Genomic DNA, 27,000 nt, shown 5'->3' on the forward strand with positions numbered 1-27,000 from the left:
TGGTGCCCGGCCGCGCGCTCAGCGGCTGTTCCCCGAGTACAGCTTGTCCGACCAGGTGCCGCCGGGGTGGTGCAGCGCGTCAGGTTTGATCCCGCTGATCCCGCCGTGCAGGGTGGCCTGGAATAACGCTGTCCGGGCGCTGACCTCGATCCTCGTCAGGTTCTCGACGGCCTCGTCGAGGTGGCGGGCGAAGACGAAGACACCGTGCCGGTACACCACGAAGCCGAGGCCGTGCCGGTCCAGTTCGCCGCCGCGGGGGCCGAAGTGTTCCAGCATCTGGGGGTTCACGGTGAGCAGGTAGCCCGCGATAACGTCCGGGCGTGATCCCATGCATTCGGCGACCTCGATGTCGACCCGTCCGGTGAGCACATCCTCCTTGACGGCGGGATCGTCCGAGGTGAAGCAGGGTACTTCACCCATCGTGTCGAGCTTGTTCGTGCAGGACGGCACGCCGAGGCCGAGCGAGGCGAACGCCAGGCTGTAGGGCGCATGGGAATGCACTATCGCGTTGCAGTTCGGGAACTCCCGGTAGATCGCCATATGCAGCGGTGCGTCCGGTGGCGCCAGGTCCGTGGCGCGCTCCACGATCGAGCCCTCGGGGCTGTACACCATCAGGTTGCGGGCGGTGATGTCCCACCGCACGAAAGCGGAGCTCGCGGTGGTGCTGACGATGTTACCGGTGCCGGCACGGACGCTGACCGAACCACCGGCCGGATCCAGAGTCCCCCAGCGCGTCATGTCGCTGACGGACCGGATGATGTGGTGACGCTCGGCTTCGTGACCCATTCTGGTGATCCTTTCGATCTATGCCGTCCGGTCGGTTACGGACAGCGGCGAGGGGTTCCGGCTCCGCTCGCGAACTTCCTGCGCGAGCCGGGCGTAGGCGAGGAAACAACGGGTCTGGGAGAACGATCGGGCGTTGAGCCGGGCTCGGCTGCCCAGTGCGTCGAGACGGCTCGCGGGCCACCTGGCGGCCTCGGCCAGAGCGACGGTGAGACCGGCGGGATCGTCGGCGGAGTAAACCAGACCGGTGATCCCGGGCACCACCAGTTCAGTGCTGCCCCCGCGATCCGGCACAATCTGGGGGATCCCGGCGCCGCCTGCTTCGAGCACCGAACGGCCGAAGCCCTCGATGTCACAGGCCGTGACGAGGACGTCTGTACCGGCCAGCCACTTGTGATCCGGTACGTGGCCCAGGAACCGGACGTCCTGGCCGCGGCAGAGTTCGTCCGCCAGTCGCCGGAGCTCCGGTAACGCCGTCCCGGTCCCGTAGATGTTGAGCTGTGCGTGCGCGGCGAGTTCGTCGGGCAGGCGCGCGAAGGCGTGGATCACCCGGTCGATCAGCTTCCACGGCTCGGTGCGGGCGACCACCGAAAACCTGCGAGGCAGCGGCGGCTTCCGGACCTTCCGGTACAGGCCAAGACGGACGGCGTTGTGTATGGTGACCGCGTTGACCGGGCGCGGAGACAGCTCCCGGATGCTTCTCGTGGCGGCGCCGCTGACGCCGACCCAGCAGCCGGCCCGGGAGAGGATGTCCCAGTCGAGTTCGCCGGGCAGGCGCGGAACCAGCCGCCGCTCCCGGGGATCGACGGTCCGCAGACCCTGGTCCGCGACGAGGATTCCCCGCAGCACCGAAATGACCGGCACGGCGAAGTACTCCGCCAGCGCGATGTCGACCATCGCCGTCCGGTGCGCTCCGATGAGCACCGTCCCGGCCGGATCCATTCCAAGTTCGGTGACCAGCGCCCGTTCGTAAGCGTCGTGATCCGCGACCTGCCGCATGCGGACACCCTGCGGATCAGGCCTGAGAGCGCCGCCGTTGTCCCACCACACGACGGCAACTTCTACCCCGAGCAGTTCACGAAGACCTCGCGCGAGTTCGAGCGTCGACCGCTCCGCGCCGCCGGACGCCGTCGTCAGCCAGGTCAGTACCACGCGTCGCAAGGGCGTTCGGCTCACCGGAGATCGCGGTACCCATCGACTGACCATTGGGTCAACTCTGCCAACCGCACCCACAGCGCGCCCACGTGAACGCCATAAAGATTCTATAATCGCGGCGCGGGTTGAGTGGCTTGCGCGAACCCAGAACAGTCCAATGGCTTCATTCGCGCCGGCTCCGCCGCCTCGTAGACGTCACCAGGAGGTCCCAGCCGCCGCCTCGATAATGGCAGGAACCCTACTTCTCAAGTCGACCCACAGCGGTGTCCGGGCCGAAGGCGGCGTAGCCGCCGACGCTCAGCTTCTTCGAGATCTGGCCAGGCGCGCCGTCGGCGTACTGCAGAGCGATCGCCGAGGCGCCCGAGGCGGTGTCGCCGACTGCTTTCGGAAGCCAGTCGGGTGAACTAATTCACCTTCTGCGCGCCCGCCTGCCACAGTTCGTCACAAGGCAGATCCAGGCCGTCGACGTGATGCTGACCTTGGTAAACCGTCGGCAACGGCTGAATCGCAGCAACTGTAGCGGGACCATTCAGTCCCGGACGGCGACAGCGCCGAGGCTGCAGATCCTGCCTTCATTGGTCCGATCGGGTGGCATCCGACCGCTGGGCCAAACCGTTCCGCGTCTCCGAGCGTTGGCCGATCATGGTGCGATGGAAAAGGTTGGGATGCCGCAGGAGGGTAGGTCGGGGTGCGCCTCATCTGACAATTCCTCACACGTGGAGTGTCATCGCGCGCGTGTGAGATGGAGCGATTCGTTTTGCAGCGTGACACCTCGCGGATGCGCTGTCGTCAGTCGATCCTTGGGAGCAGTGGGGGCATGGCAAATGGATTTCCGCGTTCTGGGTCCTGTCGAGGTCGGCCCGGCAAGCCGGGTGAGCGGTCTCGGCACGCCGAAGCAACGAGCATTGCTGAGTATATTATTGCTCAATGCCAACCACATCGTGTCGGTGGACCGGCTCACCGCGATGCTGTGGGACGGCCCGGCTCCACGCTCGGCGATCGCGAACGTCTACAGCTATGTGGCCGGTGTCCGCCGACTGCTCGACATCGCCGGCGACGCCGGGCGCGACCGCTTGATCACCAGGATGCCCGGGTATCTGTTGCGCGTGCGCGCCGACGAACTCGATCTGTCCGTCTTCGACCGGCTCGCAATGCAGGGCCGGGCCGCACTGCGTCGGTCCGACCATGAGCTGGCCGCCGAACGTCTGGGTAGCGCATTGGCTCTGTGGCGTGGAAAACCGCTCGAAGACGTCCGTGTCACCCCCGCCCTCATGGCGCCTGTCACGGCGCTGGAAGGGCGCCGGATCGACGTGCTGAACGACCTCGTCCAGGCCCGGCTGCGACTGGGGTTGCACAAAGAGGTGGTGGGCGAGCTCCGCGAGCTGGTCACGGCTTCCCCGCTCTCGGAACTCACATGGTCGCAGTACATGTTCGCGTTGTACCGGTCCGGGCGTAAGGGAGAGGCCCTGGGCGCGTATTTGGACGCGCGTCGGAACCTGGTTTCGCAGACGGGTGTGGAACCCTCCGCCTATCTCCGCCGCGTCCACCAGGCCATCCTCGCCGGTGCCCCTTCCACCGAAGTGCTCGAGCATTGTTGGCGGGACTGACCGAGCCGTTCGGCCGTCACCGGCAGAAGCGCCCCACCGGCGAGTGGGGCGACCGCGATGACGACGAACGCCCCTGCATAACCGGCTCCGCCGATGACCGCGCTCAGCACCACCGGGCCGGCGGTGGTCACCAGGCTCTGCAGCGTGTGCTGCACTCCCAGCGCACGACCCATCCGGGCCCGCGCGGCGAACGAGGCGATCACCGTGGAGGCCAGCCCGTACCCGGTGACGGTCGAGACGCAGGCGACGAACACCATAACCGTGCCCAGCCAGGTTCCGGTCAGCGCACCGAGCACGACGAGCAGCAGCACGACGGCGTTGCCGAAGGCGAAGATCCGCATCAGGCCCAGCGGGGTGCCGAGACGGTCCGCGACGTAGCCGGCCAGCGGCCGGGTGAGCACGGTGAGCAGCAGCGCCCCGCTGAGCAGCCATCCCGCACGCACCGGGCTCCAGCCTCGATCATCTACGAGGTAGCTGACGCTGAAGGTGAGCAGCGCCGACTGCGGCAGGATGAGCAACGCACAGGCCCCGTACATCCGCCGCCACGGCACCGGCCCGGCATCGCCGGAAGCCGGACCGACCGGGGCCATGCCCGCCCTGGGCTGTCCGCCGAACAGGAACACCACCGCCGCTGTCAGCAGGCAGAGCCCGGCCATACCGAGCCAGAGGACGGGCAAACCACAGGCAGCCGCGACGCCCGGAACGACCGCCGCGGCCAACGCGGAACTGAGTGGCGTCGCGGTCTGGGTCAAGCCGAGAGCCAAAGCGCGCTGCCGGGCTGGAAACCGCCGCACCACCGCCTGCCCGCTCGGCGCGTACACGGAGCTCGCCGTCATCCCGACGAGGGCGAAAACGCCGAACAGCGCCACGACACCACCGGTGACGGCGGCCACGCACAGGAACAAGGCGCAGAGAGCCAGGCCGCACGACATGGCATACCGTTCGCCGAAGCGGTCGGCCACCAGGCCCCAGCCCAGCATGGTCACGGTCAGTCCGCCGTTGGCGACCCCGAGCAGAGCTCCGGCCAGCGCCAGCGACATCCCAGTCTCTGCCCGCAGAGTCGGCAGCACCAGCGAGAGCTGGAACACCGCGGTGGCACCGACCGCCCAGGCGATCAGGCTCACGGTGAGCAGCACCCAGCGGTTCGGGGTGCGGCCGGCGCTATCGTCCATGAGCGTGCACCCACGCGGCCAGGTCGCCGAGGCTGCGCAGATGTTCGTGCCGGCCCGGCGGATCGGGGCAGTCGAGGTGCGGATCGAGGTGTAGCGGCCGGATCCCGGCGGCGAGCGCGCCGTCCACATCGATACGGGCGGTGTCCCCGACGTAGACGGTCCGCCCCGGCCGGGCGTCCAGCTCCCGCAGCGCGAGGTGGAAGATCCCGGGATCCGGTTTGGCGATCCCGACCAGCGCGGAGTCGATCACCAGGGCCACCGGGATCCCGGCTCCCGGCCCGACCTGGCAGATGCCGGCCTGCCGCAGCTGCTCGGCCACCAGCCCGACCGAGTTGGACACCACGCCGAGCACGACTGGCAGGGAACTCAGCGCTCGCAGCGAATTCGCGGCCCCACGCAGCTCTCGAGTCCACGTCGGACCGTCGATCGCGATGGAGAGTTCAGCGGCCACCCACTCGACACGCTCGTCCTTCACTCCACATGCTCGAGCAAACGCCTTCAGGTACAGCAGGCGATTCCGGGGAGGAGACGCGTCGTTCGCCGCGGTGGCCGCGTAGTGGGCCCGGTCGATCACGTCCACATCGGCCCGCACACCGGCGGCCCGCAGGACCGTGATCACCGCTTCAGCGGCGGGCATGATCAGTACTCCCCCGGCGTCCAGCAGCACAGTTTCGACCGGCTCACGGGGGCTCATCCCGGCCTCTCCCCGGAACCGCCGTACCAGGCCGGCTTCGTCGGCTCCTCGTAGTAGACCGTCCCTCCGCCGAGATATCCCTCGACGCACGAGCGGACCCGGCGTTCGGTGTGCTGTTCCACCTCCGGTAGCGCCGACACCGGAAAGAAGCCGAATTCGGCGATCTCGCCGGGGTCGGGCTCGATGATCGCCTGGACGGACTCGGGCAGGCGGCCGGCGAACACGAACAGGTTCGACGGCGCGCGGTGTGGCCGGGGCGGGAACCACACCACTCCGACCAGCCGCTCGATGACCGGGGTGATGCCGAGTTCCTCCCGCACCTCGCGGGTACACGCGGCCAGCGGGGACTCCCCGGCCTCGACCACGCCCCCGGGCAGGTCCCAGACCGGCTTGTAGCCGGGCCGGACCAGGAGCACCCGGCCGGCGCCGTCGAGCTGCACCGCCCCCGCAGCACCCCTGGTCCGGGCTAGTTGCGCGTAGTACGCGCTTTCGGCGAAACCGTCAGACATCCGCGAGCTGCTGTTCGGCACCCAGTCCCGCCTTCGGGAACAGGAGGTTGGGCTCGACGCCGGCCAGCCCGCCGCGCAGGATCGCCTGGAAAACCGCAGTCCGCGCACTCATCTCCACCCTGGCCAGGTTCTCCACCGCCTCGGTCAGTCCACGGGCGAAGGTGAAGGCGCCATGGCGGTAGAGCACGCACGCCAGGCCGTGGCGCTTGAGTTCGTCTGCACGCGGACCCAGTTTCTCCTTCAGCTGCGGAATGAGCTGGTAAGTGTCGACAGCCGCGATCTCCGGCCGCTGTGCGATGCCGTCGGGGAGCTTGACCTCGGGCCGGTCCGACTCACCGCTGAGCACTCCGCCCTTGACCGCGGTGTCGTCGGCGATCAAGCAAGGCACCTCGCCCAGGGTGTCCAGTTGGTTGACACAGGAGGGGATGCCCATGCCCAGTGAGGCGAACGCGAGCACGTAGGCATTGTGCGCGTGCACGATCGCGCGGCAGTCGGGGAACATCTCGTAGGCGGCCATGTGGATCAGCGCGCCCACTGGGGCCACTCCCCCGGTGCGCTCCCGCAGTTCGCCGGTCGCCGAGATCACCGTCATGTCCCGCGGGGTGACCTTCCAGCGCGCGAAAGCCGAGCCGGTGGCGGTGACGATGATGTCGCCGTTGTCGGCCCGGACACTCAGGCCACCGCCGGTGGTCTCGATCAACCCCCAACGGGCCATGTCACTGATGCTTTCCACAAGCAGCTGCCGTTCGGCTTCGTACAACATGTTCTCTCCTTTGTCGTGGGCTACCGATCCGGGAAACTCAGCGGTGCTGACGTGGCAGTTGTCCCGGGGTCGTGCTTTTCCTGCTCTGGAACTTCTCCCGCGGTCCCAGCCCGAACTCGGGCAGTGGCTGCTCGCCACCCTCGATCAGATCGGCGGTGTACTCACCGAAGGCGGGCCCGAACTTGAACGCGTGCCCGCCCCCGCCGGCCAGCCAGCCACCGCCCGATCCAGGCACCGGCGCGAGCAGAAAGTGCTGATCGGCGGTCAGCTCGTACTGGCAGACATGCCGGGACACCAGTGGCGCGCCAGCCAGCGCGGGGAACCGGTGGGTGAGCGCCCCCCGGGCGGCTTTCTCGGCCTCCGGATCGGGACGGCGGTCAGCGAGATCCGGATCGATGACCGGAGCGGCGCCGAGCGCCCCGCCGACCTTGAAGCCGCTGTCATCGATGTCCCCGGCCCCGTAGGCGCCGCCGTCGACCCAGACCGGGAGGCCGGGGGTGCGCCAGTGCGGCTCCACCCCGTAGTAGAAGACGTTCTGCCGAACGGACTCGATGTCCACCAGTTGCGGGAACCAGCGTCCCAGCCATGGGCCGCAGGCCCAGATCGTTCGGTCGGCGGCCTGCACCTCGCCGTCCACGACGGCCCGGCCTTCCGCGTTCGGCCGGGCCTGGGCGATGCGCAGCTTGGCGCCCGCGCGCAGGGCGCGGCGCATCAGGGTCAGCACGCCCAGTCGCGCCCGCAACACCCCGCTGCTCGGTTCGTGCAGCACGAATTCGAGGTCGTCGCAGCGCACGTCGGGAAAGAAGTCGCGGGCCGCCTCCGGGGCCAGCCGCTCGACCGGGAGACCCAGCGTCTCGAGACTGCGTGCGCTCTGCTCCTCGAATTCGGCCTCCCCCCTGGCGAACCACACGACCCCGACGTTGTGGAAGAGCTCGATTCCCTCTTCCGCCCCGATCTCTTGCCACAGTTGCCGGGCCCGCCAGGCTCGACGGGTGTACCAGACGTCGATGTCGCGGCCGCCGCCGTAGGACAGCCGGAGCACCCGGGAGGTGTCGTGGCTGGAGCCCCGCACGTGGCCCGGCGTGTACTGTTCGACGACGGTGACCGACCACCCCCTCTGGACCAGGCTGTGCGCGATGGACGCGCCGACGATCCCGGCGCCGACGACCACTGCGGTGGGTGCGTCAGGCATTGGACCTCCTTCCCCGCCCGGCCGCCCGGCCGAGCTGTGCGACGGCTTGGTCGATGCAGGCCAGCAGCGCCTCGGCGTCGGCGATGTCGATCGCCGGGAACATGCCCATGCGCAGCTGATTCCGGCCGAAACTGCGATGGGGCTCCAAGTCGAGAACGCCGTGCGCCCGCAATCCGGCGATCAGTCCCGCCGCGTCGATGTGCTCGGCGAACTCAATGGTCGCGACCACCGGCGACCGCTGTTTCGGTTCGGTGACAAACGGTGCCGCATAAGGCGAATCTTCGGCCCAGTCGTAAACCAGCTCCGCTGTGCTCGCCGCCTTGGCCGCGGCGCCAGGCAGTCCGCCGAGGCCGAGCAGCCAGTCGATCTGCTCGGCGAACAAGAACAGCGACGCCACCGACGGTGTGTTGAACGTGAGGTCACGAGCCGAGTGATCGATGGCGGCAGGCAGACTGAAGAACTCCGGAATGTACCTGCCAGCCGCTGCGATTTCTTCGGCGCGGGCCACGGCGGCCGGCGACATCAGGGCGATCCAGAGTCCGCCGTCGGCACCGAAGCACTTCTGCGGTGCGAAGTAGTAGACGTCGAACTCCTCGGGCCGCACGAGCATGCCCCCCGCCGCGCTGGTGCCGTCGACCAGCACCAGGGCATCGCCGCCGGCCCCGGGAACCCGGTGGATCGGCATGGCCACGCCGGTCGAGGTTTCATTCTGCGTCAGCGCGTAGGCGTCGACGTCCGGGTCACTCCGCGGATCCGGGTGGGTTCCGGGTGGGCTCTCGATCACCGACGGCTCCGCCAGCCAGGGCGTTGCCCGGTCGACCGCGGTGAAACGGCTGGAAAACTCACCGAAGGACAAGTGCTGGGCCCGGTTCCGGATGAGTCCGTGGGTGGCGATGTTCCAGAATGCGGTGCCGCCACCGTTGCCGAACACCACCTGGTAGTCCGAGGGCAGTTCGAACAGCTCTCGCAGCCCCGCGCGGACCCGGCCGAGCAACACGCGCACCGCACCGCGGCGGTACGAGGTCCCGAGGAAGTCCGCGCCGCGCGAGGCCAGCGCGTCCAGTTGCTCGGGCCGTACCTTGGCCGGACCGCAGCCGAATCGACCATCGGCGGGCAACAAGCCGTCCGGGAGGCTGAAATTCACTACTCGATCGTCGGGCACAACACAGGATCGTAAGGCTTACCCACGGCGGAGTCCGCGTCCGACAGCTCTTATGTGGGACAATTATGGAGCATATATGGACTACCTGTGGACCTTCGAGAAATTGACGATTGTCAGCCGGTTTCCCACTTGACCTCGACGAGCGGGACGACGCAGTATCGGACCTGCAGCCCGTGCCGCCGAGGGGATCCCAGCTATGCGAATCACCGTTCTCGGGACCGGCTACCTGGGTGCCACACACGCAGCCTGCATGGCCGAAATGGGGTTCGAAGTTCTCGGCATGGACACCGATCCGGAGAAGATTTCCGCACTCTCCGCCGGAACTCCGCCGTTCTACGAGCCAGGCCTCGAAAGCCTTATCCGAAGTCATCTGAAGTCCGGAAGACTGCGTTTCACGTCCTCGTACAGGGATATCAAGGAGTTCACCGCCGGCGAGCCGGCCATACATTTTCTCTGCGTCGGGACGCCGGAGAGGAAGACCGACAGGGCAGCAGATCTGCGTTTTCTCCAAGAAGCGATCGACCGGCTGGCCCCCACCCTGAACGGGCCGAGCCTGGTGGTCGGCAAATCGACGGTCCCGGTCGGGACGGCCGAGCAGCTCGCCCGCCGCCTGAGCCGGCGCGCGCCCGCCGGCGCACACGTAGAACTGGCGTGGAATCCGGAATTCCTGCGGGAGGGCTTCGCCATCGGCGACACACTCAGACCAGCTCGGCTGGTGTTCGGGGTGAATTCACCGCAGGCCGAATCCCTCCTGCGCGAGGTCTACCGGATCCCCCTCGCCCGCGGCGTGCCACTGGTAGTCACCGATCTGCCCACGGCGGAACTGGTCAAGGTGTCCGCCAACGCGTTCCTGGCCACCAAGATCTCGTTCATCAACGCCATCGCCGAGATCTGCGAGACCACCGGCGCCGATGTCACCCACCTCGCCCGCGCTCTCGCTCACGACCCGCGCATCGGCGGGCAGTATCTGCTGCCCGGCCTGGGTTTCGGTGGCGGCTGTCTGCCCAAGGACCTCCGGGCCTTCCGGTTCAGGGCCGACGAGCTCGGCGTCGGGCACTCGCTGGGATTCCTACGCGAGGTGGATGCCATCAACCTCCGTCGGCGGCGCCGGGCGGTCGACCTCACGCGCGAACAGTGCGGCGGCTCCCTCCGCGGCAAACGTGTGACCGTCTGGGGCGCGGCATTCAAGCCCGGCTCCGATGACATCCGCGATTCGCCCGCACTCAGTGTCGCCGCGTCCATCCAGCTCCAGGGCGGAGAGGTGACTGTATACGACCCAAAGGCCTCCGACAACGCACGCAAGGACTTCCCGAACCTGAACTACGCGAGCTCCGCGGTCGAGGCCGCGACTGGCGCCGAGGTGCTGTTGCACCTCACCGAGTGGCGGGAGTTTCAGGAGCTCGATCCGGAGATGGTCGGCGCCGTGGTCGCCAACCGCCAGGTCATCGACGGCCGCAACACGCTGGACGCCCAGCGGTGGAACGCGGCCGGCTGGACCCTTCACGCACTCGGGCGCCCGACTCGTCGATGACCGCGGTCGGAGGTGGCAGTCGCTGCGGCTTTGATCAACGGCAGGAGATCGCGGGCCCGCCGGATGCTGCGACGCCGGTCTGGTTACAGGACCACGGAGAACGGCGGCCTCGACGGGTTCCGCGGCCAGCGTCGTCCGCCAGCCGGTCAGGTAGGTCAGCGGAGGCTCGCCGACGAAACGCGCGAAGCGCGCGGCGAACTGAGACAGGACTTCAGCTGTCCCAGGGCGAGCAACCCCCGACGAGCTCATGAAAGGCCGACTGATCCACGGGGACAGTTTCTCCAGACGTCGGCAACCGTCTTTGCCGACCTCCGGCTATCGATCACGAGCACTGGACTCGACAGCTTACGCGACGCGTCTCTACCTGGCCCGTTAGCACGGAGAAGCGAAAGGCGACGCTCGTCTGGTCGCTTCCTCACGGATAGCAACGTCTTCTACGTTCCGGAGCGCGCCGAGGCCTCAACCGAAAGCAAAGGGACACTCAGCCGCGGAAGCCGCAACTCGGCCTGCCCGACAGCACTCCGCTGCCCGGAGTGAAGGTTTACCTGCGGAACCACGTAACCGGAGCGGTCGTCGCCCGCGCGGTGACCGGCAGCGGCGGCGGCTTCACGTTCCGGGATGTGCCGGCCGATCTGTACGACTTCGGGATCGTGGATCTCATCGGAGCCTCGCACGAGAGGGTGGAGTTCGACGACCATGCCTGGAGGTCGCATCCACCGTGAGGGCCTGGCTGCCCAGCTAAGCGAGCGGCCGGCGTCGTTTGTTGATTGGCTCGGGAGGAGTGCCCTCTCCTGCGCCCCCTCCCGAGCCGGAAACCCGTTGCCCACCGGGGGTTGAGAGCGGACCGGGTCCCCGGAAGAGTCCACTGTGGTCGCTCCCGGCTGGACCACTGTGGATCGCCTTCTACGACCAGAGTGCACCACAAAAATCTTGCCAGACCGCTGATCGGCATCAGCATCGGTACCACGCGGCAAGGAGGCGCCGCAGGGTAGCCAGCGCGTGAGCCTGCTTGAAGCGGACCCAGCCCGGGTTCTGCCCGAGCACCTCGCAGGTGTCGGTGACGGTGAGCCCGACGATCACCCGCAGCACGACGACTTCCCGCTCGCTGGCGGAGAGTACGGCCAGCATCCGCCACACCTGCGAACCATCGCTGGCGTGCTCACTCGGGCAGCGCCGCGTGCCGGGCAGCCGGTTCCACGCCGGCATCCGTATCCGCGAGCACGGCGCCATCGTGGCCTTCGCCGAGCCGACCTGCCGCGCGGCGATCCCGTACACGAGCCGAAGCAGATCCTGGTACCGCCCGGACGCGCTAGGAAGATCCACCAGCACGGCCAGACAGATATCCTGCGCCAGGTCGTCCGCGGCCACGAACGTTCCATCGTGCTGACCGATACGCGCGCGGCAGTACCGCATCACCAGCGGCCGCACCGTCTGCAGCACCCGCTCGACCGCTTCCGGCGCGCCCTCGACCGCGCTCTGCACCACAAAGTCCAGCTCGTGGTCGCGCTCGGCCTGCACCCGGTCGAACATGCTCGGCAGCTCCCAGCCCGACGCGACCGGCTCCGGCGGCTCGCCGCCGGAAAGCCGCCCGGCGTGACCGACCAGCCGCGCTGGCGCTCGGGGGGAGCGCCGGTGGCCGCGGCCACCGCGACCATCTCGGTGAGCTCCTTGCTGGCCCGCTCGGCAGCGGCCCGCTGCACGGCGTGGAGCACTGCGGCGTGGTCGACGTCGGCGTTGATCGACTGTACGAAGCTCTCGTCGGCCTCGGCCAGCCAGCTGTCGAACTCCTCGTCCGAGGTCATCGCGTCCGCCTCCGCGGCTTCGTCGTGTCCAGCGTCTGTTCCGCGTCCTGCGCGGCGCGCAGCTGCTTCATTCGCTCGCGCGCGTGCCGTAGGTTCGATCGGACGGTCGTGGGCGTCGACCCGGTCATCGCGGCGATCGCCGCGGGATCGAACCCGTCCAGGCTCCAGGCCATCACCACGCGCTGGACATCGGGCAGCTGCCGAAGGAGCTCGACGACCAGCGGCTGTTCCTCTACCACAGCGCGCGGCCGGTCGTCGGCCCGGTCGGTCGTCGACCAGCACCCGGCGATCGCCGCCTTCACGCTGCGCGAGCCCTCCGCGAGCAGCCGGAACGCGATCCTGCTGCCGACCGTGCGCTTGATTTGTGCGGCATCCTCGAAGAGGCCCTCCCACGCCGAGAAACACGTGGATGCAGGATGTCGAGAACATGGAGTGGCGCCGAGGCCGATACGCCTGAATACCCGACAACATCTGAGCCAGCGATTGGTACTTTCTCAGTTGGTGTTGTCCCTCAGTCAGCTGATCGGATCGTCGCGGCACTTGCTCTACCCGCTCGAAAGCGAAGCCTGGACGCAGTCGTTCCCTTGCCAGTAGCAGATCTCGGGCCTCTGGTGGACGGCGGCTCTGTCATCGTCGGTTTGGTCCGAGTCGCCGGAAACGGCGTGGTGGCGGCGCGGGTGGCTCTGGAACAGCTGGGCTGGGCCGTCGGCTTGCCGATTCGACTCGCAGTGTCTTCGGGGTTGCTCGTCGTGGCACCGTGCGCCACGCGAGAGCAGGCGTCCGTGCCTCCGAAGATGAGCCTGACTCTCCCGGCCCGGTTGCGTGCACAGTGCCGGATACGCCCCGGCGACCAAGTGCTGCTGGCGGCGCTGCCAGAGCACGATCTCCTGGTCGTCTACCCGCAACACGTCCTCCATGAGATGGTCACCGCCTATCACGCCGAGCTGGCGAGCACGCCACATCGGACAGCCGAATGACGGCGGGCGCGGCGGTTTCCCGCCGCGCCCGCCGGTCATCGCTCCGCCTCAGCCCGCGCAGTCCTGGCAGGCGCAAGCGGGTGCGGTTCCCCGGTCAGCGCTGCAAGGGCCTCGGCGACCTCGCTGATGTCGGCTTTCACGTAGCTGGTGGTGGTCAGGTCGCTGCCGGACTCGGCGTGTCCGGCGTAGGCACGGGCGACGCCCATGCCGAAGTTGCGCTCCACCCAGGTCAGGGTGGTGTGGCGAAGCCAGTGCGCGCTGACCTGCAGAGCCCTGGCCCACTCGAGCTCGTTCTGGACCCGGCCGAAGATGTAGTCGTAGCGACGGGACGTGATCGGCTTGCCGCTGCTGTAGCGCAGCAGCTGGCCTTGTGGGTCGCCGCTGCCGCGCTCCTCATCGTGGGCGATGAGGTGACGCATCAAGGTGGGCGAGACAGGCTGCCAGCGCTCGGTCTCGCCTTTCTCCCGCAACAGGACCGTGCACTGCCTACGGTCGAGGTCGCGGGGCCGCAGGGCGAGGGCGCCGCCGCGGCGGCAGGCGCTCTCCTCGTGCAGGCGGCAGATCAGCGAGTCCAGCTCCGGGTCATCGCCGGTGCTGGCCACTACGTCGTTCAGCTCGGCCAGCCGGTTGCCTGCCAGGGCACGACGAGTCGAGGCATTACGGCTGGGCTTGGTGACGCGCGTGGCGGGATTGCGGCGTTCATCGAGCCGGCCGTCGTTGACCAGGTGCTTGTAGAGGCAGCGCATGGTCTTGATCTCGCTGGCGATGATGGTGTCCATGCGCCGATCACCCCACTTGGCTTCGGCCTTATTCCAGTACGAGCCGTAGGAGGCGGCCGTGCTCGGAGAGACCAGGCCGGCCACGACCGGGATCCACTCGCGGATCGTGGGCATCGGCCGCTGATCGGGCATGCCGTCTTCGTTGGTCCGGCGTCGGAGACGAGGTCGGCCGGGTCGACGCCGAGACGTGAGAGCAGCAGCCGGGCCGCTTCGAGGTCTTGCGGGGTCGCGGGTGCGTTCATGATGCCTCCTCCTCGGGGGCGGCCAGTGAGGTGTGGGAGGTGCGCAGCATCGCCTGCACGGCGGCTTCCGGGTGGACGATGAGGACGTCGTGGGCGGGGTCGGCGACCAGCAGCAGCCGGCTGCCCGCCAAGGCGCCGCAGCCTTTGCGGACCGGGGCGGGGAGGACGACGTAGGGCTTGCGGGGCATGACGAACACCCCGTCCGGGCGTCGGCGGATCACGACCGAGGTCTGGATAAGGGTGATCAGCAGGCGGTCACCGGGGCTCCAGCCGAGCGCGGCGACAGCGCCGCGGTCCTGCAGCCGTCCCCCGCCGTCCATCAGCGCGATCGACAGCCGCGGACCGTCGACAGCGCCCAAGTCGCGCAGTGGCGGGAGGCCCATGGGGACGGGAGGAGACGACGACTCAGCCTGAGACGGCGTGGCGATCCGGCCGGGCAGGACCAGGGGTGAGAGGAAGGTGCTCACGACATGCCTCCCCGGCGAGCTGCGCGAGGGGAGGGCGCGTTCATGATCAGCGTAGCCGAGGCGGGCTGGGGCTGAACGCGAGAAAGACTCGCCGTGGCGGGCCAGTTACTCTGTGGTTTGGGAGATCTCCCACGTATTTGTGTCCGAGGACGATCTTGCACGTTAACCACAGAAATCCAACTCGTGCGTTGAGTTCTGCATACAAGCGGTCGGGTCACTCGGCGGCGGCCACTGGTACGTCTTCCCGGACGACATCGCCTACTACCAGCCCGACGAAGGCAACCTCCGCCCAGTCTTGATCGCCGCCCACACCTCGCGGCCAGCCCACGCGGACTAAGACATCCGGCTGACGTCCTCCGCGACCTGGGCCACCGCTAACCGCAACGACACGCTGGGAACGGCACGCATCCTCATCGCCCCAGGTCGCTCGGCCTCAACAGATATCGCGACACGCATACCGCAGTTCGTCGCCGTTGGCAGACCCGAGCTGTATCCTGTCCTGTTCACCAGGTTCGGAGAAGGGCTCGGTAGTGAGGATCAAGACTTTGGAGGAGCTGCGGCAGCCCGATGATCGCACCCTCATGTTCACCCCGCTGGGGCTGGGCGGCCCCATGCCTTCGGAGGAGGCGGCCAAGTACCAGCAGCAGGTGGTCGCACAGTTCGAACTCTCACCGATGGTCGCCCAGGGCACGCGCAGCAGCTTTGAGGACCTCCGCACGGCCTTCGCGCACGGATTGTTCTGCTACGAGAACTTCACCCTGGTCAACGACCGCGGGTTGCTTGTCCTAGAGCAGGCGCTGCGCGACCGGTTCATCGAGCACCACAACGGGACGGTCACCTTCGTCAACAAGAAGGACGGCAGCCACCACACCGTTGCTGCCACCAACTACGAGCAGCTGTATGCGGCAATCAAAAAGAATCGTCATTGGCACTTGCTGCTCGAGGACGGCCAGCCTCTTCCCTTCAACGGCATGCTCGGTGGATTGCGCAGCTGGGCCCGTCGACTGGAGCTCCTGCGCGGCCAACGCAACCGCGCCGTCGAACAGGCAATCACCAACCTGCGAGACCTGGTCGCCCATCCCACCGGCCATCACCTGGCAACACCAGTCGACGCAGCCAGGACCCTCCGCGATCTTGCGGAAATCATCAATCACCTTTGGGGCGCGCCAACACCGGGCGGGCGGCTGTACCCTGCGCCCATCAAACGCGAAGTAGTCGCGCTCGCGTGGGACGAGGGCGAGACGCAGGTTCACGTAGGACTTGCCTCTGACCTCGCCGGCGACCAACCCCCGGACAAGCCGTGGCGGTGCGTCATCGTGCGCGCCGTCTTCCGTCCCGACCAGTGCATCGCCGATCCGGGCCTGACCGAGTTCGACTCCCTGCACGACACGACCCAGTACCCGGCCGACCTGCTTTGGGGTCCCGGGACGATCACCGACGCAGCCGTCTGGTTCGCCGAAAACCTGCCCGAATCCGACGAGGTCGATTACCTCGACCGGACCTTCGCCATCCGCCAGCACGGCTCCGACCTTTACCTACCGATGCGGCACTCCATCGCCGCGGCACTGCCTGACTCAGAGCAGTCCGGCACCTGGTATCTCATCAAAGCGGACCACCCGAACGACGCCTACCACCACGTGCGCATGTTGCTCACCGACCCACGCTGCGCTCCACACGGTCCGTGCACGCAGTGCCATGCCGAAACTCTCGGTGTCGGTCGGCACGAGGACATCGTCGCGACTACACCGACCCAACCCACTCGGCTGCCAACTGACACCGCAACACCGTGGGCACATCCTCGTGCCCGCACGATCACCTAGCTCCGTCGTGCCGGCCATGGACACGATTCCGAGAGCCGACGGGGCACCTATGAACCTGGGAGGTGGGCCAGGCCAAAATACCCGTCGTTCTCAAACGCGTGGTCTGACCTGCTCGCCGAGCCGCGCCGACGTCTCGCCCGATTAACCCGCTGTGCCCCGCCCTGTCGCGAGTTTCCCGTCCACGCCCGATCCAGCCGGCCCACCCGAAACAACTAGGCGGCATCACCTCCAGCGTCGCCAAGCCAACCGTGCCGACCTCGCGACCGAGCTGCAGCGGCTAGAAGATCCGACGCGCCTACCCGCCTCGATGCACCAAGTGGACACTCATCCACGCCCACCGAGCGGCCAGACAGCGCCCGTCAACACCCCCCCCGGCGCACCATCCCGAGCCGGCGAAGTTCTTGTCAGCTTGACCCAAACAGTCCAGGACGCTACCGTCTGCATGCCGAACTACTTGTCACTATGACCATAAGCGTTCGACCTGGCTCAGATGGACCTTCGGATCGCGAAAGCAAGGAGCGCCATGACCGCAGACAGAGGCACGCTCACAGCGCTGACCACTGTCAGACACGCCTTCCGACTGTTGGTTGAGCACTCACCAGTCACTCTGGACGGTTGGGCCTTGTCTCCAGACCTGCCTGGACAAGTGCTCTCGTTGGGCGAGGTCGCCGACCTTCTCGGCAGCCGAGCGACAGACCGCGCAATCAAGGACGCGATCTGGGCCGAGCTGATCCGGCTAGCGCAGACGGGAACGCAAATCTGGCAGATTATCGCCGCAGGCCTACTCGCTCCTAGCCTCGCAGCGACAGCACGCCGTGTCGTCGTCGAACACGGCGGAGATCCCGCCGAAATCGACTCGGAGGTCGCGCTCGGCTTCATCGAGGCGTTGCGAGTGGTTGATCCTTCAATGCGACGCCTGCTCCCTCACCTCAGGCGAGTCGCGTACGACCGAGCAATGAGCGCGGTCCAGCCACCCTCCTCCGACTGCGCCAGGAATGCAGCGTTCAGGATAGTGCCAATAGCGGCACCAAGAGGACACATTGACCTCGTTCTCGCCGAAGCCATCGGCTACCACGTCCTGACCCGCGTCGAAGCTGAACTGATCGGGAGAACCAGAATTGAGGGCTTAAGCTTGATCACTGCAGCGGAACAGCTCGGTTTGCCCACTCAGCAATGCCGAGAAGCTCGTGCGAACGCCGAGTTCAAGCTTCACGAGTTTCTCCGATCACCTACCTATCGCGACCACCACGCCAGCGTCGGCCCCGACAGGCTCCGATGAGCTCGCTCAACAGGCAAACCCTAGCCAATCAGACTTCTTGTCAGTTGAACTTTAAGTCCGTACCGTGAGCTTGTGAACAAGTGGGACATCCCCCGCAGCGCTGTCGCAGTCGACCTGACAGTGCTAACAGTTCGGGACCGCAGCCTCCAAGTCCTCGTGGTTACGCGAGCCAACCCTCCTTTTCAGGACCGGATCGCCTTACCTGGCGGTTTCTTGGAGGACGGCGAGGATCTCGACCAGGCCGCGCACCGTGAACTGGCCGAGGAGACTGGCTTGAACGGTGCCGATCTTGCCATTCGCCAGCTAAGAAGCTACGGAGCGCCCGATCGTGATCCACGCGGGCGTGTAGTGTCGGTGAACTATGTCGCGCTGATGCCCGACCTCCCACTACCCGTTGCCGGCGGGGATGCCAAAGCCGCGCATTGGGTTCCCGTTCAGGATGTTCTCTCCGATCCGGACAAGCTCGCGTTCGATCACCACCGATTGCTCATCGATGCGGTCGACTACGCCCGCAGCCAACTGTCCGCCACGACTCTCGCAACGAAATTCTGTCCTCCGGAGTTCACGATTGCGCAGCTGCGCGAAGTGTACGAGATCGTCTGGGATGTCGAGCTCGATCCATCGAACTTTCATCGCAAGGTCACCGGCTCACGCGGATTCCTTATACCGACAGGAACTCGAGCAGAAGGGACCGGAGGACGCCCGGCCAAGCTCTACCGCGCCGGAACCGGGATCCGGCTGCACCCGGCCCTTCTTCGCGACTCGGTGACCGACGAGCCGCATGACACCGCTACATCATCACGCAGAGCAGGAAAGGCGCCGAATCGCCGATGAACACCGCTCACGACACTGTGCTGGGCACGGTCGTCATCTGCACCGCCGTTGCCGACGAGTACCGAGCCGTACGCGAGCACCTGGTCGAGCCGCTCGACGAAAGCCAGGAACGTGGCACCCTCTACGAAATCGGCGCTTTCCCCACTGAACGCGGCCGCTGGACCGTGGTCCTGACCCAGACCAGCGCTGGCAACACCGAGGCCGGTGTTCAGCTCGAGCGCGCGATCGGTGCGTTCCGCCCGCAGATCGTGTTCTTCGTCGGTGTGGCGGGAGGGATCAAGGATCTCAAGCTCGGCGACGTGGTTGCGGCTGACGATATCTACGGCTACGAGTCCGGCAAGGACACAGCAACCGGATATCGGCCGCGCATCAAGACGTACCCGAGTACGTACCAGCTCATCCAGCGCGCACATCAGATCGCCCGGGACGAGGCCTGGCAACACCGGATCTTGCCTACAATGCCTACACCCCGGCCGACAGCGCTGGTCAAGCCGATCGCGGCCGGCAGCAAGGTCGTCGCCGATCAGCGGTCGGCCACTGCAGACTTTCTGCGCCAGCATTGCGGCGATGCCGTCGCTGTCGAGATGGAAGGGCACGGCTTCCTCTACGGCGCTTACGTGAACAGTGATGTTGTCGCACTGGTCGTACGCGGTGTTTCCGATCTGCTCAGTGACAAGACCGGGGAGGCTGACCGCGAATGGCAGCCTATTGCCTCGCGAAACGCGGCCGCGTTCACCTTCGAACTGCTGAGTCGGATGCCACAGACCGACACTGAACGCGAACGGGACTGCGAAAACGACCGCGAAGCGCTACGCGAAGTCACGGCGTCGAACCTCCGCGCCCTCGACACCCACACGATGTTGCCGGGGGCGGAGGAAGATACCTCCGTCGATCGTGCGGAGCTCCCCGCATTGCTCGCCACAGAAGACACGTTTGTTCTTACCGGCGAACCGGGTTGTGGTAAGACGGGTGTGCTGAACCAACTGGCCCATAGGATGATCGACCGTGGCGATGAAGTCGTCCTTCTGACCGTCGATAGCATCGGGTCCGAAGCAGCCTCGGTTCGCGACGACATCCAGCTAAGCCAATCGCTGCTCGCCGTGCTTCGCGAATGGGTCGGCGAATCACACGCGACCTTGTTCATCGACGGCTTGGACGCCACCCGAGGCGGTCCTCTCCCTTGGCTGGTCAGGCTGATCCAGGGACTCGTCGGTTCGCGGTGGCGAGTAATCGCGACGATGCGGCGGTTCGACCTTCACCACAGTCCGATATGGACCGACGTATTCTCCGGCCCACCGGTTTCAGATCAGCGGGAACACGTCGATGAAACGCTTCGGCGCGTCCGCCACTTCCTGCTAGGGAACCTCGCGTCCGATGAGCTCACCGTGCTCGCCGGCAAACATCCCGGCGTCGCGCAGCTCGTCTTTGGCGCGAACGAGCACATGCTCGACCTCATTCGCAACCCCTTCAACCTCCGGCTTGCCTGTGAACTACTGATCGCCGGAGTCAGCCAAACCTCGCTGGCCGATACACGCGACCAACTCGAGCTGTTGCAGGAGTACTGGCGCGTCCGTGTAGCCCGGAGCACTGACAGCGAAGCACGTCTGCGGGCACTGGAATGCCTCAGCGAGACGATGTTGGAACAGCGAACCCTCCGCGCGAGTGGCCGCTGCGTACCACATGCCCTCCTCGATGCGAGAACAGCGCTCGTACAGGACGGAGTGCTTCACGAGCTTCCGGGCCGTCTGAAGGCCAGCGGGCCACCGTTGCTCACCTACTCCCACCACATCCTCTTCGACTACAGCGTCGCCGCACTCATCTTCGCCGTCGATGACCGATCACAGCTGGTAACACGGCTGCGAACCGACCCCAATCTCGTGCTTGTGGCACGACCGAGCATCGACCTGCACCTGACGGACCTCTGGCACGTCGATCAAGACCGCTCCACCTTCGCAGCCACGGTCGCGTCGCTGGCGCAGCATGGCGACAGCCTCGCTGGGGTCGCCGCTGTTCGGGTTCTCGTTTCCGAGGTGTCAACAGACGACGACGTGCAATGGCTCACAGACCTCTCTCACAGCGACAGCGGAACGTTTTCGGCGATCATCGGGTGGATCGCAGGAGTCCTTGACGCAGAGGACGAAGCAGCGCGTAAACGCGCCCGCAGCAACGTCGGCTTGTGGACCAAAGTGCTTGCCAGCGCCACCGCACAGGTGACAACCAACTTCGAGATCCCACTGGTGAACCAGACGTTTCGCCTACTAAAGCAGATCGACAAACTATCGACGATGCATCCCGGGGCAGTAGCGGCTCACGTGTGGGCGGAATGCGTGGTCGGCTTGATGTCCGTAGCGCTCGAGGAACCGTCCGGACGCGAACGGCTGGCAACCGCAGCGGCGAGATTTCTCCCTCGCGTGATCGCCATCGAGCGGTCACACAGCCATCTCCTCAGGGCGACACTTGAGCCGGAGATCATGGTGCTTTGGTCACCTCGCTACCTCTACCACTATGTGGAGGCTGTCGACGTGATCGCCGCTGCAGACCCTGACCTGGCCCGCGACTTGCTCGTGAAAGTACTCCGATGGAGTGACGACAGCGACGACGTCAGTCCTTTGATCCAGGGCATCGTGACGATGACCACAACTCGCCGGCAGGACCTCGAGATGGCGAAGTACGAGGTCGGGCGGAAGATGGCCGCATTCATCGCCGCCGCGGACATCGCACGCTCCGTCGAAGTCCTCGCCGAGGCTCTTCGTCCGGAATCCGACGAGCCGACCACGGAAGTCGGCGGCTATACGATCTCCGTGCGGGCCGCCCAGGGCCAAGTCGGCCTCTACGGCTCCTGGCTCCAATATGGCCCGGGCCACGGCGCCGCGAAAGCCATCCTCACCGCGTTCGTCGCTGCCTTGCTCGAAGTCCCCATCGGAGACGCAGACCTCGACGCGCTCGTCGAAGATCTGGTCCGGCGGATTCAGCACCCTGAGGCCTGGCAGGCACTGCTGGTCACCGCCGCGGAGAGGCCCGCCGACTTGGGGCACGCATTTCTTACCGTGTTGGGGAGCGGAGGACTGATTGCGCACTCTCAGACCCGTGCCGCCGCCGGCAAGCTGATCCGGGCAGTCGGTCCCTCGATCTCCACCGCCGAAGAGCACGATCTCGAGCAAGCCATCCTGGCCGGCCCCAGCCACTTCGTACACCCGTCGGACGAGGCGACGGAACATCTCTTGGACCAGATGTGCGGTTGCCTCGACATCGACAAGATCCAAGATTCCGCGCTCGCCGAGCGAGCACATCTGCAGGCCGAAGCCGGCGGACCACCTCCCATCCCCCAACCTCACGGGCCCGTAGCGGGCATCGAGCCCCTTACCCTGCAGGATTACCTGGGGAAACAGGACGCAGACCTTACCGACTTCCAGCAACGTGAGGCGCTCGACACGCTCCGCACCCTGGTCGACACGCTGCCTACCACCCCGTCTCCGGACCAGCAGACCGCTCTCGAACAGGCACTCCGCCAAGCTGTTGCCGCCGGAGTAGGCGGTCCCGACCACCGTCTGCCAGGCGCCGAAATGATCTTCCGCGCCATCGAAGCTCTAGTCCGCGCCAAACCACCGGAGCCGGATTCCGGCTTGGCCAAACTGATCGTTCCCCTGCTGCTCTCCGCAGCGGACTCAGACGACACGCCGGATGAGGAAGAGCCCGCATCATGATGTCCTGGACACCGACGCCGAAACGGACAGCTATCAGCACACTGACAACCCTTTGGTGTCAATCCGCCTGGCGGTCGTCGCAGCACGCGAACCTGCTCCGTGAGGTTCTCCGGGCCAAGATCAACGATGCTGACGACGTCATCCGGCTCCACGTCGCCCAGGTGGCGCGGCGACTTTCCCTCGAGCCAGAAGGTGGATTTGAGCTCGTGCGCGACCGTCTTCTCGTCGAAAAGCAGCCTCTTATCGCCGCTGTACTCCTCCGAGAGTTTTGGGACTGCGGCTCAGATCGGCCCGCAGAGGTCGACGGTGTCCTAGCAAGCCTCGTGAATCAGGAACCTTGGATGGAGCTGCTCAACGAGATCGAATCCGATTCGGATCAACTCGAACCGCTCGAAATCATCACCTCACTCGCCTTGATGCTCGCCATCCGACATCAGACACCCACCGCCAAGGAGCTGGTCCGAACTTGGCTCTCCGATCCCATCGCGACGGCGGCCGCCCAGCATGCTGTCGACAACCTGCGCACATGGACTGAACTGCCACCTGAACAAGCCGTGGAACGCGCACGTGCTTTCGACATGCTGGAGGCTGCGACCGCTGCCCTGGCCCAACTTCGCCATACAGCTACTGACTCCCCGGACCGGCTGGGCAAGATCTTTCTCACGGTCGACCTCATCTCCCGCAACATCAACCTCGCCTCAGAAGCGGTTCTAGTGACCAGCGGTGATCCCACCGAAGATCGCGAATTCGCCGCCAGAGCCCTCACCGTATTGGACGGGATCGCTCAATTCAAGCATCCCTCGATCACGCACTTCCTGATCGAAGCACTGGGCCATCTTGCCGCCGCCGACCCGTCTCGAGCCTTCCACACAGCAGCAACAGCGGTGGGCGCAGGCGACGAGTACACGTACGACTCAGTCGCAGCCGCCGAAACGACCAAATTCATCGAGCGCTACCTGGCCGAGTTCCGCGAAGTTGTGATCGCTGATAACAAGCTGCTGACATCGATCCGGTCGGTACTCCATGCCTTCGTTGACGCTGGCTGGCCTTCGGCCATTTCTCTCGCCTATCGGCTGAGCGAAGCGTTTCGATGAGGACTACCACCGAGGCTGAACAGCCACCCGAGACCACATGACGCCGGACGACCTTGCACACTAGGTAGACAGCTAGAGCCACGACGATCTCGGCGTGCCCCTGGCTCCACGGATGAGTCCAGTCAGCCCGTGCAGCTCGGGACCGCACCCCGGTTACGGACGCGGCCGGCCAAACTGCGCGTCAGCTGCGACTGAATGCCGCGAGCGAACTCCGAGCCGAGCACTAACCAGGCCGGAGCCGCCGACCGATGCCGACAGAATTGCGGCAACCTCCGCCTCAAGCGCAGTGCTCGCCCAAACCGGTCGAGGTCGACGCCCAGTTCCGTCCACCACTGCCACACCAGCGTCGGACTTACCAGTGATCGTCGCCCACGAGCCATCCCGACGTCGCACTGGCACACTTTCTGTAAACCTGTGCTGGCTTCAACTGACTCCCCAGCTAGCACTAACGGTGACCAAGGAAAGTTGTTGCCTACTCGTCGACCCCGAGTTCAGCATTCATGCGATCTTGCAAGCGCTCGAAGCAATGGTTAGCAGTCTCCATATTTTTCTTAAAATTGTCCCAGTGATCCTCCTGACCAGAACTAACAGGAAGGCCACGAGCCGTACGAATCCCCGTAATGACGGCGCGACTCAACTCCTCAGCCGCAAGAGCGTAGTTGCTATGCCACTCCTTGAACGCCGAAACGATAGATAAGCTTCCGACCGTTCTGCATATCGCACGAGCTTCGGGCCATTTCTCTTGATGCTTCATCGAAATCTTTGCAGCATCACCAAAGATTAACTCGTTGCCAGCAGACCTGAGATCATCCTGAAGATCAAATCCAATCTGCAGGACCCGCTGGTAAGCTTCAGTCCTTCTTTCAAGGATATGCAGACTACGAGCCGCTGACCGATCCAAATCAGCTTCGCGCGAAGCACTCTTTCGGCCTTCTCGCCCAGCAATCCAGACGACCGTCCCCGTAGCCACTGGACTAAGTGCAGACAATGTCGGTTGCAACCAATCCCACATGAAGTCATGTTATCATGACCCGGCAAACCAATGGGTCATTGCGTCGATTCTGACTTTCATTCATTATCTGAACTTTGACTCGCTAAACGTTCTTGAACCAGTAATCCCCGTAGCCTATCCGTGAAGTTTGCATAATCTTCAATAGGTTTATTTGGCTCTTGTCGAAGATGAAAGTCACGCCGGATACTTGAGATTTTTTGTCGAACAACGTCGTGAGATGCAATATCAGCAAGGGCTGCTTCAATTTCTCGCAGGCGAGCATCAGCCAGAGATCGCGTCGCACCCTCTTGATAGTCTTCAATGAAGCTTCGAATGACGCGGCCCATTCGCTTAGAGCGGCGACGCTCAGCTTCCTCGATAGCAGCCGAATCGAGAAGAGAAGTTAGCTCCCCGAGCAACTTGGTGAAGTTCTCCTCCAAAGCAGGGACCCCAACCGGGCGTGGCTCGTTGCGATCTAATCCTTCAACATATGCGACTACCTCCCTCGCAAAACCCACTTTGTCTATAGTTTCGCCGTTCATCTTATCTGAAAATAGCTCGCGTAGTTCATCCCAGAGTGGCCGGCTCGACGACTCGACTCTTGCCTTTAAATCAACTTCCTTAAGTACCTCAGACGCCTCCACGTCAGAGCCAATAACCTGGACCGCATAGCGACGGGCGGCGAGAATAGCAATGCGGGGCGGGATCAAGTCTTCAATTTCGACGATCTTTCCAAAGTTTGAAGCGCCAGTAATTTCCGGGCTCTGCGAAGCGGCCCACACACCTAATCTTACGATGTATTTTTGATCGAGCACCGGCCTTCTATTGACGTCACTCCTTCGCAATTTTTCGGCAGCCCGCTCACCGTCGATGTCCCCGTCAAGCAATGCAACACAAGGCGGCTTCATCGGATCCCGCCCTCGCGCAAGGTAAGCGATGTACGGCACGCTATCCGCACTCCCCGCTGGAACAATTGTAACTTCGTTCAGATCGAGAAGACTAGCCGAGGGATACCCCCCAGCACGAAGCGCGTTTGACATTCCAGCCAACAGCACCTGATCTGCAACACCCTCGACAATGAGGTTCTTTCCACTTATGAAAGCGGTCTCGGCAACGTAAGCCCCAAGAGAGGAGCGCAGTGGTTCATAGTGTGTACGCGCGACGTCTTTTACCACCCTGGTCCCCTCTTCTTGAGTTCCTTTATCGAAAACACGAAGACGATGAGCTGCATTCTTGTTGATCAGAAAAGGTGAATGGGTGACATAAACAACTTGATCACGCCGTACGCCGCTGTCAGAAACGGCGAAGTTCTCCAGAACGCGCAACAAATCCTGCTGCCCAGCGTTAGATAGATACGCGTCCGGCTCATCCATCAAGAGTATTTCAGATCGAGCAGGGTCTCGGCGGTGCGCGCGCAATTGCACAAAGTACGCCAAGAAGTGCGTGAGCCCTCGACTGCGCTCAGCGAATGAGTACTCGCTTTCAGTTCTATCCTGAATCGTAAAACCAATTCGCGCTCGCGAGGCGATACGCGCAGCGCGAAATCATTATCTTGAGTCCACCAACGAGATAGGTTCAGATGACGACTCAAAGACTGATTTATCTTCCCGACCAGGCCGCTCACATCGCCTTCGTTTCCAGCAGAGATGGCTTCCTGGAGATCCTTGAAGATCTCCGGATCGACACGAGCAACGTCGACTAGCAGCTTTCTTGCCAATTCGCGTTCGTCTCGTTCTTTCTGCTTCTTTGCAGAATCAACAGCAGCAGTTCCACGAGACGAGAAGAACTCAAGGAACTTTGGAACGAACGGGCCGAACTCATTGGCATCCGACGCCCGAACGGTTTCAGCCATATCAATGAATCGGCTTCGCGTACGCCGGTCGCTCAGAGCGCCGCTGTTACCACCCCAAAGGGTCGAGATCGGCACACTGTCAGGTATGGCGACTTTCGTAGAGAATCGAATTACGCGAGGAAAAATATCCTCAACAATCTTCAGTTCATCGTCGTCAAGTTCGACCCTCTCGTTGCCCAGGCTAACGAAAGGCCTGCCAGCACCCGGGCGCATGAAGAGGAATCTTTGCCCAGGACTAGCGCCTACTCCAAATTCAGCAAGCGTACTAGCTTCCGACTGCGATGAGATGATGAATTCTGCACCCACATCGGGAAGCCTGATTTCATGGGTCTCTATCGAATAGAGCTGAGAGTGACGACAGAAATCACTGCGCCGAACACTCTTTATTCCAACAATGCATTCTATTGCATCAAGGAGATGACTTTTTCCAGACTCGTTTGCGCCAACTACTGCTGTAACCTCTGGATCCACATTCAAGCGAACATGCGGATACCAGCCCTCCTCCAACTGCTCCCAGTCATGACGTTGAGCATTTTCTTTGGCGCGTCGCTCATAGTCGAAGTTGAACGACTTAAAGAAGCGAACGTACAC

The 27,000-nt window shown here is 64.7% G+C and carries 23 protein-coding genes; 8 read left to right on the plus strand and 15 right to left on the minus strand.

The features are described from left to right. Nucleotides 1–18: 18 nt before the first annotated feature. Together MUY22_RS43725 and MUY22_RS43730 are read right to left on the minus strand one after the other, a co-directional pair. Nucleotides 19–786, minus strand: coding sequence for a class II aldolase/adducin family protein (locus MUY22_RS43725; RefSeq protein WP_247053504.1), 768 nt, complete (start codon nucleotides 784–786; stop codon nucleotides 19–21). An 18-nt stretch (nucleotides 787–804) separates the two neighbouring features. After that, nucleotides 805–1,680: a glycosyltransferase family 4 protein gene (locus MUY22_RS43730; RefSeq protein WP_247053506.1), complete on the minus strand. Its 876-nt coding sequence runs from the start codon at nucleotides 1,678–1,680 to the stop codon at nucleotides 805–807. Between the two features lie 1,082 nt (nucleotides 1,681–2,762). Between MUY22_RS43730 and MUY22_RS43735 the strand changes: the two genes are divergently transcribed. Further along, nucleotides 2,763–3,545, plus strand: coding sequence for an AfsR/SARP family transcriptional regulator (locus MUY22_RS43735; RefSeq protein ID WP_247053508.1), 783 nt, complete (start codon nucleotides 2,763–2,765; stop codon nucleotides 3,543–3,545). Here the strand turns inward: MUY22_RS43735 and MUY22_RS43740 are convergent. Genes MUY22_RS43740 through serC form a run of 6 tightly spaced genes read right to left on the minus strand, consistent with a single transcriptional unit; the run spans nucleotide 3,467 to nucleotide 9,037 of the window. Further along, complete coding sequence (locus MUY22_RS43740; protein ID WP_247053509.1) at nucleotides 3,467–4,717, minus strand: MFS transporter; 1,251 nt, start codon at nucleotides 4,715–4,717, stop codon at nucleotides 3,467–3,469. The two genes, MUY22_RS43735 and MUY22_RS43740, sit on opposite strands and share 79 nt — an antisense overlap. Further along, entirely contained in the window at nucleotides 4,707–5,411 is a 705-nt protein-coding gene (locus MUY22_RS43745) for an HAD family hydrolase (protein ID WP_247053511.1), read from the minus strand. Before MUY22_RS43745 ends, MUY22_RS43740 begins: the two co-directional genes overlap by 11 nt. Further along, entirely contained in the window at nucleotides 5,408–5,920 is a 513-nt protein-coding gene (locus tag MUY22_RS43750; RefSeq protein WP_247053513.1) for an NUDIX hydrolase, read from the minus strand. The genes MUY22_RS43745 and MUY22_RS43750 overlap by 4 nt, the downstream gene beginning before the upstream one ends. After that, on the minus strand, nucleotides 5,913–6,683 hold the full coding sequence (locus tag MUY22_RS43755; protein WP_247053516.1) for a class II aldolase/adducin family protein: 771 nt from the start codon (nucleotides 6,681–6,683) through the stop codon (nucleotides 5,913–5,915). The genes MUY22_RS43750 and MUY22_RS43755 overlap by 8 nt, the downstream gene beginning before the upstream one ends. A gap of 37 nt (nucleotides 6,684–6,720) precedes the next feature. Beyond that, nucleotides 6,721–7,875, minus strand: coding sequence for an FAD-binding oxidoreductase (locus MUY22_RS43760; protein ID WP_247053518.1), 1,155 nt, complete (start codon nucleotides 7,873–7,875; stop codon nucleotides 6,721–6,723). Beyond that, a complete protein-coding gene (gene serC / locus MUY22_RS43765) occupies nucleotides 7,868–9,037 on the minus strand; it encodes a phosphoserine transaminase (RefSeq protein ID WP_247053520.1) in 1,170 nt (389 codons plus the stop codon). Before serC ends, MUY22_RS43760 begins: the two co-directional genes overlap by 8 nt. A 196-nt stretch (nucleotides 9,038–9,233) precedes the next feature. Here serC and MUY22_RS43770 point away from each other — a divergent pair, with 196 nt between their 5' ends. Together MUY22_RS43770 and MUY22_RS43775 are read left to right on the plus strand one after the other, a co-directional pair. Further along, nucleotides 9,234–10,568, plus strand: coding sequence for a UDP-glucose/GDP-mannose dehydrogenase family protein (locus MUY22_RS43770; RefSeq protein ID WP_247053522.1), 1,335 nt, complete (start codon nucleotides 9,234–9,236; stop codon nucleotides 10,566–10,568). 533 nt (nucleotides 10,569–11,101) lie between these two features. Next, nucleotides 11,102–11,290, plus strand: a complete 189-nt coding sequence (locus tag MUY22_RS43775) for a hypothetical protein (RefSeq protein WP_247053524.1) — start codon at nucleotides 11,102–11,104, stop codon at nucleotides 11,288–11,290. Nucleotides 11,291–11,519: 229 nt separating this feature from the next. Here the strand turns inward: MUY22_RS43775 and MUY22_RS43780 are convergent, their stop codons facing one another. From MUY22_RS43780 to MUY22_RS43795, 4 genes are all read right to left on the minus strand, one after another. Continuing rightward, on the minus strand, nucleotides 11,520–12,098 hold the full coding sequence (locus MUY22_RS43780) for a helix-turn-helix domain-containing protein (protein WP_247053526.1): 579 nt from the start codon (nucleotides 12,096–12,098) through the stop codon (nucleotides 11,520–11,522). A 268-nt stretch (nucleotides 12,099–12,366) separates the two neighbouring features. Then, nucleotides 12,367–12,672, minus strand: a complete 306-nt coding sequence (locus MUY22_RS43785) for an RNA polymerase sigma factor (protein WP_247053528.1) — start codon at nucleotides 12,670–12,672, stop codon at nucleotides 12,367–12,369. Nucleotides 12,673–13,382: 710 nt separating this feature from the next. Further along, nucleotides 13,383–14,258: a tyrosine-type recombinase/integrase gene (locus MUY22_RS43790; RefSeq protein WP_371827542.1), complete on the minus strand. Its 876-nt coding sequence runs from the start codon at nucleotides 14,256–14,258 to the stop codon at nucleotides 13,383–13,385. 106 nt (nucleotides 14,259–14,364) lie between these two features. Further along, the gene (locus MUY22_RS43795; protein ID WP_247053530.1) at nucleotides 14,365–14,835 is read right to left on the minus strand and encodes a hypothetical protein; all 471 of its coding nucleotides are present in this window, start codon (nucleotides 14,833–14,835) and stop codon (nucleotides 14,365–14,367) included. 530 nt (nucleotides 14,836–15,365) lie between these two features. On the opposite strand from MUY22_RS43795, the gene MUY22_RS43800 reads away from it, so the two are divergent. The 5 genes from MUY22_RS43800 (at nucleotide 15,366) to MUY22_RS43820 (ending at nucleotide 23,566) form a co-directional block, all read left to right on the plus strand. After that, nucleotides 15,366–16,655 carry a hypothetical protein gene (locus tag MUY22_RS43800; protein WP_247053532.1) on the plus strand — a complete coding sequence of 430 codons (1,290 nt, stop codon included), beginning with the start codon at nucleotides 15,366–15,368 and terminating at the stop codon, nucleotides 16,653–16,655. Between the two features lie 523 nt (nucleotides 16,656–17,178). Further along, complete coding sequence (locus MUY22_RS43805; protein ID WP_247053534.1) at nucleotides 17,179–17,934, plus strand: hypothetical protein; 756 nt, start codon at nucleotides 17,179–17,181, stop codon at nucleotides 17,932–17,934. A 72-nt stretch (nucleotides 17,935–18,006) separates the two neighbouring features. Continuing rightward, nucleotides 18,007–18,768, plus strand: a complete 762-nt coding sequence (locus MUY22_RS43810) for an NUDIX domain-containing protein (protein ID WP_247053536.1) — start codon at nucleotides 18,007–18,009, stop codon at nucleotides 18,766–18,768. Next, nucleotides 18,765–22,472 carry a hypothetical protein gene (locus MUY22_RS43815; protein WP_247053538.1) on the plus strand — a complete coding sequence of 1,236 codons (3,708 nt, stop codon included), beginning with the start codon at nucleotides 18,765–18,767 and terminating at the stop codon, nucleotides 22,470–22,472. The genes MUY22_RS43810 and MUY22_RS43815 overlap by 4 nt, the downstream gene beginning before the upstream one ends. 341 nt (nucleotides 22,473–22,813) lie before the next feature. Continuing rightward, on the plus strand, nucleotides 22,814–23,566 hold the full coding sequence (locus MUY22_RS43820) for a hypothetical protein (protein WP_247053540.1): 753 nt from the start codon (nucleotides 22,814–22,816) through the stop codon (nucleotides 23,564–23,566). A 472-nt stretch (nucleotides 23,567–24,038) separates the two neighbouring features. Here the strand turns inward: MUY22_RS43820 and MUY22_RS43825 are convergent, their stop codons facing one another. The 3 genes from MUY22_RS43825 to MUY22_RS43835 are packed head-to-tail and all read right to left on the minus strand — an operon-like array spanning nucleotide 24,039 to nucleotide 27,000. Beyond that, nucleotides 24,039–24,578 (minus strand): hypothetical protein, encoded by a 540-nt coding sequence (locus tag MUY22_RS43825; RefSeq protein ID WP_247053542.1) that lies wholly within the window; start codon nucleotides 24,576–24,578, stop codon nucleotides 24,039–24,041. Nucleotides 24,579–24,634: 56 nt separating this feature from the next. Beyond that, a complete protein-coding gene (locus tag MUY22_RS43830) occupies nucleotides 24,635–25,930 on the minus strand; it encodes an ATP-dependent endonuclease (RefSeq protein WP_247053544.1) in 1,296 nt (431 codons plus the stop codon). Then, on the minus strand, nucleotides 25,930–27,000 hold the full coding sequence (locus tag MUY22_RS43835) for an ATP-binding protein (RefSeq protein ID WP_247053547.1): 1,071 nt from the start codon (nucleotides 26,998–27,000) through the stop codon (nucleotides 25,930–25,932). Before MUY22_RS43835 ends, MUY22_RS43830 begins: the two co-directional genes overlap by 1 nt.

Source organism: Amycolatopsis sp. WQ 127309 (assembly GCF_023023025.1).
Classification (GTDB): Bacteria; Actinomycetota; Actinomycetes; order Mycobacteriales; family Pseudonocardiaceae; genus Amycolatopsis.